General features: G+C 70.5%; 7 protein-coding genes and 1 pseudogene. 7 read left to right on the top strand and 1 reads right to left on the bottom strand.

Going from position 1 to position 8,190, the window contains the following annotated elements; all coding sequences use genetic code 11:
• From ACWDTD_RS19195 to ACWDTD_RS19185, 3 genes and pseudogenes are all read left to right on the top strand, one after another.
• Positions 1 to 429 (top strand): annotated as a pseudogene (locus ACWDTD_RS19195) (hypothetical protein); the annotation flags it as partial.
• Between the two features lie 105 nt (positions 430 to 534).
• Positions 535 to 963: a DUF350 domain-containing protein gene (locus ACWDTD_RS19190; RefSeq protein WP_449748735.1), complete on the top strand. Its 429-nt coding sequence runs from the start codon at positions 535 to 537 to the stop codon at positions 961 to 963.
• Positions 964 to 1,057: 94 nt separating this feature from the next.
• Entirely contained in the window at positions 1,058 to 1,534 is a 477-nt protein-coding gene (locus tag ACWDTD_RS19185; RefSeq protein ID WP_449748732.1) for an SRPBCC family protein, read from the top strand.
• Between the two features lie 198 nt (positions 1,535 to 1,732).
• Here ACWDTD_RS19185 and ACWDTD_RS19180 read toward each other — a convergent pair whose 3' ends face one another.
• The gene (locus ACWDTD_RS19180) at positions 1,733 to 2,533 is read right to left on the bottom strand and encodes an HAD-IIA family hydrolase (protein WP_449748731.1); all 801 of its coding nucleotides are present in this window, start codon (positions 2,531 to 2,533) and stop codon (positions 1,733 to 1,735) included.
• Positions 2,534 to 2,632: 99 nt separating this feature from the next.
• On the opposite strand from ACWDTD_RS19180, the gene moeA reads away from it, so the two are divergent.
• The 4 genes from moeA to ACWDTD_RS19160 all read left to right on the top strand — a co-directional run bounded on the left by moeA (position 2,633) and on the right by ACWDTD_RS19160 (position 8,178).
• Positions 2,633 to 3,868: a molybdopterin molybdotransferase MoeA gene (gene moeA / locus ACWDTD_RS19175; RefSeq protein ID WP_449748730.1), complete on the top strand. Its 1,236-nt coding sequence runs from the start codon at positions 2,633 to 2,635 to the stop codon at positions 3,866 to 3,868.
• 146 nt (positions 3,869 to 4,014) lie between these two features.
• Positions 4,015 to 4,788, top strand: a complete 774-nt coding sequence (locus tag ACWDTD_RS19170; RefSeq protein WP_449748729.1) for a phosphatidylserine decarboxylase — start codon at positions 4,015 to 4,017, stop codon at positions 4,786 to 4,788.
• A 10-nt stretch (positions 4,789 to 4,798) separates the two neighbouring features.
• Positions 4,799 to 5,848: a CDP-alcohol phosphatidyltransferase family protein gene (locus ACWDTD_RS19165; RefSeq protein ID WP_449748728.1), complete on the top strand. Its 1,050-nt coding sequence runs from the start codon at positions 4,799 to 4,801 to the stop codon at positions 5,846 to 5,848.
• Entirely contained in the window at positions 5,845 to 8,178 is a 2,334-nt protein-coding gene (locus ACWDTD_RS19160; RefSeq protein WP_449748727.1) for an AAA family ATPase, read from the top strand. The genes ACWDTD_RS19165 and ACWDTD_RS19160 overlap by 4 nt, the downstream gene beginning before the upstream one ends.
• Positions 8,179 to 8,190 lie beyond the last annotated feature (12 nt).

Raw genomic sequence — 8,190 nt, 5'->3', positions numbered from 1 at the left:
AATCCCATGGTCGGCCCCAACCCCGGCCAATACACCACCCGCATCATCGACGACGGCCCCGACACCGGCCGCGTGGCCTGGCAACTCAACACCCAACCCGGCATGCCCGCCAACCCCGAACACATCAACCGCCACCCCGACATCGGCACCGTCTTCGCCGACACCCTCGATGCCGTCCGCGCCGACATCCACGGCCCACCCCACCCAACACCACACGATCCACCCACAACGCCCGACGAGCCCCTACCCGACGAGCCCCCACCCGCACACGAATCCGAGATCGAATCTGAGATCGAATCTGAGATCGAATCCACCCTGGAATCGATGCTTTACCACCAACTGATCGCACACATCTCCACCCACAGCCACGTCACCTACACCCACACCCCCGACGGAACCGACATCGTCCGACTCCACCACACCGGATAGCTCGAAGGTTGCGCGAGAACCTCGGACTGGCAGCGTCGGCGCGCTAGGGTGCTCGTGAGAGTTCCGCGGTCCCGATTCCGCGGCGTCGACGACGGGAGAACCCGGGTGGAGTTGCTGCGTCACAACCTGGCCTGGGGCGCGTCCTTCAGCATCATGGGCGTGGCCCTGCTGGTGGTGGGTTTCGCCGCACTCGACCTGGTGACCCCCGGTCGTCTCCGGCAGGCCGTTTGGGTGGATCACAACCGCAACGCGGTGTTGCTCACCGTGTCGATGGTGGTGGGCCTCGGCCTGGTGTTGGTGGGCTCCGCATTCGACACCAGCATGCTGGTGTTGTGGCGCGCATTGGTCTACACGCTGGCCTACGCGGTGCTGGCCATCGCGGTGATGATGTGGTCGTTCGTTCTCATCGACTGGCTCACCCCGGGCAAGCTGGGCACGCTGCTGCTCGACGACGAAACCCACACCGCAGGCTGGATCTCCGCGTCCGTCTTCGTCGGCATCGGCGCCGTGATCGCCGCCGTCCTCATCTCCTGAGGCCTCCATTCCAGCGTGGAAGCTGCTTATTGACGGTCAGACAATAGGCCCATAGGGTGACACCCGACCGACCGACCGTCGACGAGGGGCAACCATGACCGCAGAACTGATCGAAGAGTCCATCGACATCGACGCCACGCCCGCACAGGTGTGGGCCGTGCTGTCCGACCTCGCGCGAATGGGCGAGTGGAGTCCGCAGTGCAAGAAGATGTTCGTACTCGGCGGCCCCGTAAAGCTCGGTACCCGGACCGTCAACATCAACCGGCGGGGCGCACTCGTGTGGCCGACCACGTCAAAGGTGGTGCGCTTTGCACCCAATCAGGAAATCGGATTCCGCGTCGCCGAGAACCACACGGTGTGGAGCTACGCGATCACCCCGAACGAATCCGGCGGCGTGCAGGTCACCGAACGCCGTGAGGTGGCCGGATCGACGACGAAGGTGTCGTCGACGCTGGTGGATCTCGTATTCGGTGGTGCCGACTCGTTCGAGGCCGAGCTGAAGGTGGGGATGGCCGAGACGCTGGGGAAGGTCAAGAAGGCCGCGGAGTCGGCGACGGCCGGGGCTGTGTGATTTCGACAGGCTCAATCAGCGGAGGGGCTCAATCAGCGCGGAGGGGCTCAATCGGCGGGGAGGGGCTCAATCAGCGGGGGGCGCTCAATCGGCGGGGAGGGGCTCAATCAGCGGGGGGCGTGATTTCGACAGGCTCAATCAGCGCGGAGGGGCTCAATCAGCGGGGAGGGGCTCAATCAGCGAGCGCGGGGCGCGCGGTCAGCGGGTGTCGAGCTTTTCGAGCAGCGGGGGTAGCTCGGCGATCGAGTCGATGACGTAGTCGGGAATCGGGCCGAACTCGTCACGTTGCAGGGCGCGTAGGGCCTCGTCGCGGAACTTGCCGGTGCGCACCAGCACCCCGATCAACGCCGACGCCTGAGCGCCGAGCACATCGCTGTACATGTCGTCGCCCACCATCACCACCTGCGTGGGCTCGAGATTCATCACGTCGACCGCCGCCCGGAAACCCAGCGGCGACGGTTTGCCGATCGCGCGGATCTTGCGTCCGGCCGCCTTCTCCAGACCCTCGAGGTACACCCCGGTGTCGATCGAGAGGCCCGCGCTGGTGGACCAGATCAACGACCGGTGCATCGCCACCACCGGCACCCCGGCGAGCATTCTCTCCAGCACCGTCGACAAGGCGGCGTGGGTGAACACCGGACCCGCACCGCCGAGCACGATGACCTGGGCCTCCGCCGGGTCGTCGGTGAGATCGATACCCGTCATGTCCTCGGCGATCGGACCCTCGTTGAGCACCCACGTCTTGCGGTGCGGATAGTTGCGACTGAGGAACTCCGCGGTGAGCTTGGCCGCGGTGAGGATCTCGTCGGCCCCGACGTCGAATCCGCAGTTGCCGAGCGCCTCGGCGATCTGCGCCCGCGAGCGAGACGTGGTGTTGGTGAGGAACATCCGCGGATAGCCGCGGTCGGCGAGCGTCTTGATCGCGTCGACAGCGCCGGGCAGCGCCTGCCACGAGGTGACCATCACCCCGTCGATGTCCAACAGCACGCCCAGCGTCATAGTGCGAATCTAGTGCCGCCCGGGGACATCCGCAGTACGGGCGGCGGTCATCACCGGTACACGTCGCAGCCACCGATCCGACGATGGCATGCTGGGCGGATGCGATCGGTCAGCGACCATCAACGAGCGGTGTCGGCATTGTTCGGTTCACCCGAGCCGGTGATGTGCGGCGTCGCCGACGCCGTGGGCCGGGTCACCGCCACCGACATCCACGCGCCGATTCCCCTGCCCCCCTTCGACAACTCCGCCATGGACGGCTACGCGGTGCGCGCCGCCGACGTCACCGCCGCCACCGAGCAGAGTCCGACGCGACTACCCGTCGACGCCGACATCCCCGCCGGACGCACCGACGAACTCGCCCTGCCACCCGGCACCGCGGCGCGGATCATGACCGGCGCACCACTTCCCGCCGGGGCCGATGCCGTGGTGCCGGTGGAACTCACCGACACCGGGTTCGATCTCGCCGCCGACGGCACGGTCGGGATGCTCGCGGCGGTGCCGTCGGGCAAACACGTCCGCACCGCGGGCTCCGACATCGAGCGCGACGCACCGGCGTTGCCGGCCGGCACCGTGATCGAGCCCGCCCAGGTGGGACTCCTGTGCGCGCTCGGCATCACCGAGGTGGCCGTGTTCCGGCCGCTGCGGGTGGTGGTGCTGTCCACCGGTTCGGAGCTGGTGGAGCCGGGAAAACCGTTGCGGCACGGGCAGATCTATGAATCCAACGGTGCCATGCTGACCGCAGCGGCCGACGTGGCGGGGGCCGCGGCCCGCCACGTCCACTTCGTGCCCGACAACACCGCCGACTTCCTCGCCCGCCTCGACGAGGTGTCCGGCGACGCCGACCTCATCATCACCTCCGGCGGGGTGAGTGCCGGCGCCTACGAGGTGGTCAAGGAGGCGCTGCACGCCGGCGGCACGGTGGAATTCGTCAAGGTGGCGATGCAACCGGGGATGCCGCAGGGCGGCGGACATCATCGGGCACCCGACGGTCGGGCGGTGCCGATCATCACGCTGCCCGGCAATCCGGTGAGTTCGCTGGTCTCGTTCGAGGTGTTCATCCGGCCGCCGCTGCGCGCGGCAATGGGTCTGCCGCCCCACCGGCCCACGCAGTCGGCGCGGTTGTCGCACGACATCCGCTCGCCCGGCGGCAAACGCCAGTTCCTGCGGGGCGTGCTCGCCGCGCCCGCCGGTGACGGGCCGTGGACCGTCGAACCGATCGGGCCGCCCGCATCCCATCACCTGCGGTATCTCGCGGCGTCGAATGTGTTGATCGACGTGCCCGCCGACGTCACCGCGCTGCCCGCGGGCAGCGACGTCGACACCATCGTGCTGTAGCGCCCTGCTGTGGTGCGGGCGAGCAGGCGTCCGGGCCGGTGTTGCCTGCCTGCGGGATTCACCTGATCGCCCCCGGCAGCGTCGGCACTCTAAGCTGAACTGCAGTGCCGGAGAAATCCGGCCGATCCGACATGGGAGGTTCACACGTGGCCAGGCGCCCGCGACCGGACGCACCAGCGGGCGCTGCAGCGGCAGCGTCGGGAGCATTCGATCCCGCGCACGTCGTCGCCCTGATCCGTGAGACGGTACCCCCGATCCATCCCGCCGGACTGCCGTTCGTCGCCGGTGCGTCGGCCGTCGCGCTGGCCGGCCGACGTCATCGCTGGATCGCCGTGCCCGCCGCCGCGGCGGCCGGTGCGTGTGCCGCGTTCTTCCGGCATCCGCCACGGGTTCCGCCGACCGCCCCGCACGTCGTGGTGGCCCCCGCCGACGGCACCGTGAGCCTGGTGGACCAGGCGGTACCGCCGCCGGAATCGGGACTCGGCGACGCGGCGCGGCCCCGGGTGTCGGTGTTCCTGTCGATCTTCGACGTACACGTGCAGCGTGTGCCCGTCGACGGCAGCGTGATCTCGGTGACCCACACGCCCGGACAGTTCCTCTCCGCCGACCTTCCCGAAGCCAGCGACGCCAACGAACGCACCACGATGGTGTTGCGGCCCAACCACTTCGGCGCAGGCAGTCCCGACACCGACGGCCCCGACACCGACATCGCGGTGGTGCAGATCGCGGGTCTCATCGCACGCCGGATCGTGTGCCACGCGGGGGTCGGCGACACGCTGCACGTCGGCGACACCTACGGGCTCATCCGGTTCGGTTCACGCGTCGACGTCTATCTGCCGCGCGGTACCGCGCCGCGGGTCCTCGTCGGGCAGCGCACCGTCGGCGCCGAAACCCCGCTCGCCGTGCTCGGCGAGGGATGAGAGCGACGCGATGAGTCCGCACCGGGCCGAACGCACCCCCTCAGTGCGCCGCACACCGCCCGTTCACCGCACGCCGGCCGGGCACGGCACCCGCCGGTACCCGGGCGATGTCGATGCGCACGAAATCGGGGCGCTGCGCAGGCAGGCGGCGGCCAGCCGGATGTTCGTGCCGTCGGCACTCACCATCCTGGCGATCTGCGCGGGACTCACCGCGGTGCGCGCAGCGGCCAACCACAATGTCGATCTCGCGATGGCGCTGGTGGTGGCCGCGGCACTGCTCGACGGGATCGACGGCCGGGTGGCGCGGATGATGGGAGCCACCAGCCGGATCGGCGCCGAGATCGATTCACTGGCCGACGCCATCAACTTCGGCGTGGTGCCCGCGCTGATCATCTACCTGCATCTGATGCAGGGCGCCGACGTCGGCTGGCTGCTGACCCTGGTGTACTGCTGCGCGATCGTGTTGCGGCTCGCGCGCTTCAACACCCTGCTCGACGACGTCGACGCGCCGCGCTACACCCGCGACTTCTTCGTCGGAGTACCGGCGCCGGCGGCCGCGATCGTCGCGCTGCTGCCGATCGGACTGCAACAGCAGTTCGGCGACGGATGGTGGACCTCGCCGCCGGCGGTCGGGACATGGCTGGTGCTGGTGGCGTTCCTCGCGGTGAGCCGGATACCCACCGCGTCGTTCAAGGCCACCGCGGTGCCACCGCGGGCGATGGCAGGACTGCTGATCGTGGTGGCGATCGCCGCTGCGCTGCTGCTCACCTACCCGTACGTGCTGATGATCATCGCGGTGGCGGCCTACGCCGCGCACATCCCGTTCGCCTGGCGCAGCCGCCGGTGGGTGCAGGCCCGCCCCGAATTCTGGGACGACTCCCCCGGTGAGCGCCGCGCGGAACGTCGCGCACGCGCCCGACGGCAGCCACGACGACAAGGCCCGCACCCCCGCAAGTCGGAGGCGCGCCTCGGGTTGCACAAGCCCACGCCGCGCCCGCCCGAACCCGGGTCGGTACCCGCTGAGCCGGCCACGTCGACGAGCCCGGACGAGCCGACGTGACCTCCGGCGCCAACCAGCTCACCCTCACCGCGCGGATCAATCCGTCGGCGGCGGACTCCCGCCGCGGCATCGTGCGTGTGCATCCCGAGGTGCTCACCGCGCTCGGCCTGCGGGAATGGGACGGCATCACCATCACCGGCGCCCGGGTGACCGCGGCGGTGGTGGCCGCGACCGCGGCTGACGCACCCACCGGCACGGCACTGCTCGACGACATCACATTCTCCAACGCGGGCGTGCGGGAGAACGCGTCGGTGGTGATCGCGCCGGTGGTGGTGCAGGGGGCGACGCGGGTGCGGGTGAGCGGATCGCGTCTGGCCGCCCGCGGCGTCGACGAGGCGACACTGCGCCGCGCACTGCTGGGCAAGGTGCTCTCCATCGGCGACACCGTGTCGCTGTTGCCGCGCGACCTGGGTCCCGAACTCACCGCGGGGTCGGCGACGCGGACGCTGACCCTCGCCGTCGGCATCACCTGGACCAACGAGCTGCTGACCGTGACCGCCACCGACCCGGGCGGGCCGGTGAGCGTGCAACCGTCGACGGCGGTGCTGTGGGCCGACGGTGCCGCGCCGACGGGCGGGGTTGCGGCGGCCCGGTCGATGGTGGCCGCGCCCGTGTCGGGGGCTGCGTCGGGAAGCGGGGCGTCGGGAAGCGGGGCTGCGTCGGGAAGCGGGGCTGCGTCGGGAAGCGGGGCGGCGGCAGCGGGCGGGATGCGGTCGGTGTCGGTGCCCGGCGCGGGGTCGGCGGCGCCGCGGGTGCGACCGGTGTCGGAGCTGGTGGGCGTCGACAACCAGATCGCGAAACTCACCGAATGGCTGTCGATCACGCTCGATGAGCCCGAGGTGCTGCGCAAACTCGGGGCCGTGCCGCGGCTCGGTGTGCTGATCACCGGGCCGGCGGGCGCGGGAAAGGCAACGCTGGCGCGTTCGGTGTGCGCGCATCGCACCCTGATCACGATCGACGGCCCCACCGCGGGTGCGCTGGAGGCCACCGCCCGGCTGCGCGTCGTGACCGATGCGATCGCCGCGCTACGCGCTGACGGTGCGGGGGTGTTGCTGATCACCGACGCCGACGCGCTGCTGCCCGCCGACCCGGAGCCCGTGTCGACGCTGATCCTCGATGCGCTGCGGGCGGCGATCGCGGCCGACGGGGATGCCGCTGCGCGTATCGCGCTGATCGCCACCACCGCCGAACCGGTGCGGCTCGACACCCGGCTGCGGGCGCCGGACCTATGCGATCGTGAACTCGTGGTCGGGTTGCCCGATGCGGCGCTGCGGGCGCGACTGCTCAGCGCGATCCTCGCGGGCGTGCCCACCGACGGCGACCTCGACCTGGAAACGATCGGGGCACGGACCCCCGGATTCGTCGCCGGCGACCTGGCGGCCCTGGCCCGCGAGGCCGCGCTGCGGGCCGCGGCCCGCGCAACCGCCGACGCCACCGAACCCGCCCTCACCCACGAGGATCTGCTCGGTGCGCTGGAAGTGATCCGGCCGGTGTCGCGACTCGACTCCCCCGAGGTGGCGGTGGGGTCGATCACCCTCGACGACGTCGGGGACATGACCGAGACCAAGCAGGCGCTCACCGAGACGGTGCTGTGGCCGCTGCAGCATCCCGACACGTTCACCAGGCTGGGGGTGGACCCGCCGCGCGGTGTGTTGCTGTTCGGTCCGCCGGGGTGCGGCAAGACGTTCGTGGTACGTGCGCTGGCTGCGTCGGGCCGACTGTCGGTGCACACGGTCAAGGGTGCCGAACTGATGGACAAGTGGGTCGGATCGTCGGAAAAGGCCGTGCGGGACCTGTTCGAACGGGCGCGTGAATCCGCGCCGTCGCTGATCTTCCTCGACGAGGTGGACGCGCTGGCCCCACGCCGGGGACAGTCCACCGACTCGGGGGTGGGCGACCGCGTCGTCGCGTCGCTGCTCACCGAACTCGACGGCGTCGAACCGCTCCAGGACGTGGTGGTGCTCGGCGCCACCAACCGGCCCGACCTCGTCGACCCGGCGTTGCTGCGGCCAGGCCGGCTGGAACGGCTGGTGTTCGTGCCGCCACCGGACGCCACGGCGCGCGCCGACATCCTGCGCACCGCCGGCCGCAAGGTGCCACTGGCCGACGGCATCGACCTCGACGCGCTGGCCGCCGACCTCGACGGATACTCCGCCGCGGACTGTTCGGCACTGCTCCGCGAGGCGGCGCTGGCCGCGATGCGACGCGACATCGACGCCGCAACGGTCAGCGCCGACGACATCGCCGACGCGCGCACCCGGGTACGACCATCCCTCGACCCGGACCAGGTGGAGAGCCTACGCGCCTACGCGCAGCGCCGCCTCGACTGACCTCGCCCCGTC

This window comes from Gordonia sp. NPDC003425, assembly GCF_053588635.1.
The sequence above is the reverse complement of the archived record's forward strand: the minus strand, read 5'-3'. Positions and strand labels throughout refer to the sequence as shown.

Coding starts and splice junctions, on each gene's coding strand:
- ACWDTD_RS19185 (WP_449748732.1), top strand. CDS start 1,058: ATGACCGCAGAACTGATCGAAGAGTCCATCGACATCGACGCCACGCCC.
- ACWDTD_RS19180 (WP_449748731.1), bottom strand. CDS start 2,533: ATGACGCTGGGCGTGCTGTTGGACATCGACGGGGTGATGGTCACCTCG.
- moeA (WP_449748730.1), top strand. CDS start 2,633: ATGCGATCGGTCAGCGACCATCAACGAGCGGTGTCGGCATTGTTCGGT.
- ACWDTD_RS19165 (WP_449748728.1), top strand. CDS start 4,799: ATGAGTCCGCACCGGGCCGAACGCACCCCCTCAGTGCGCCGCACACCG.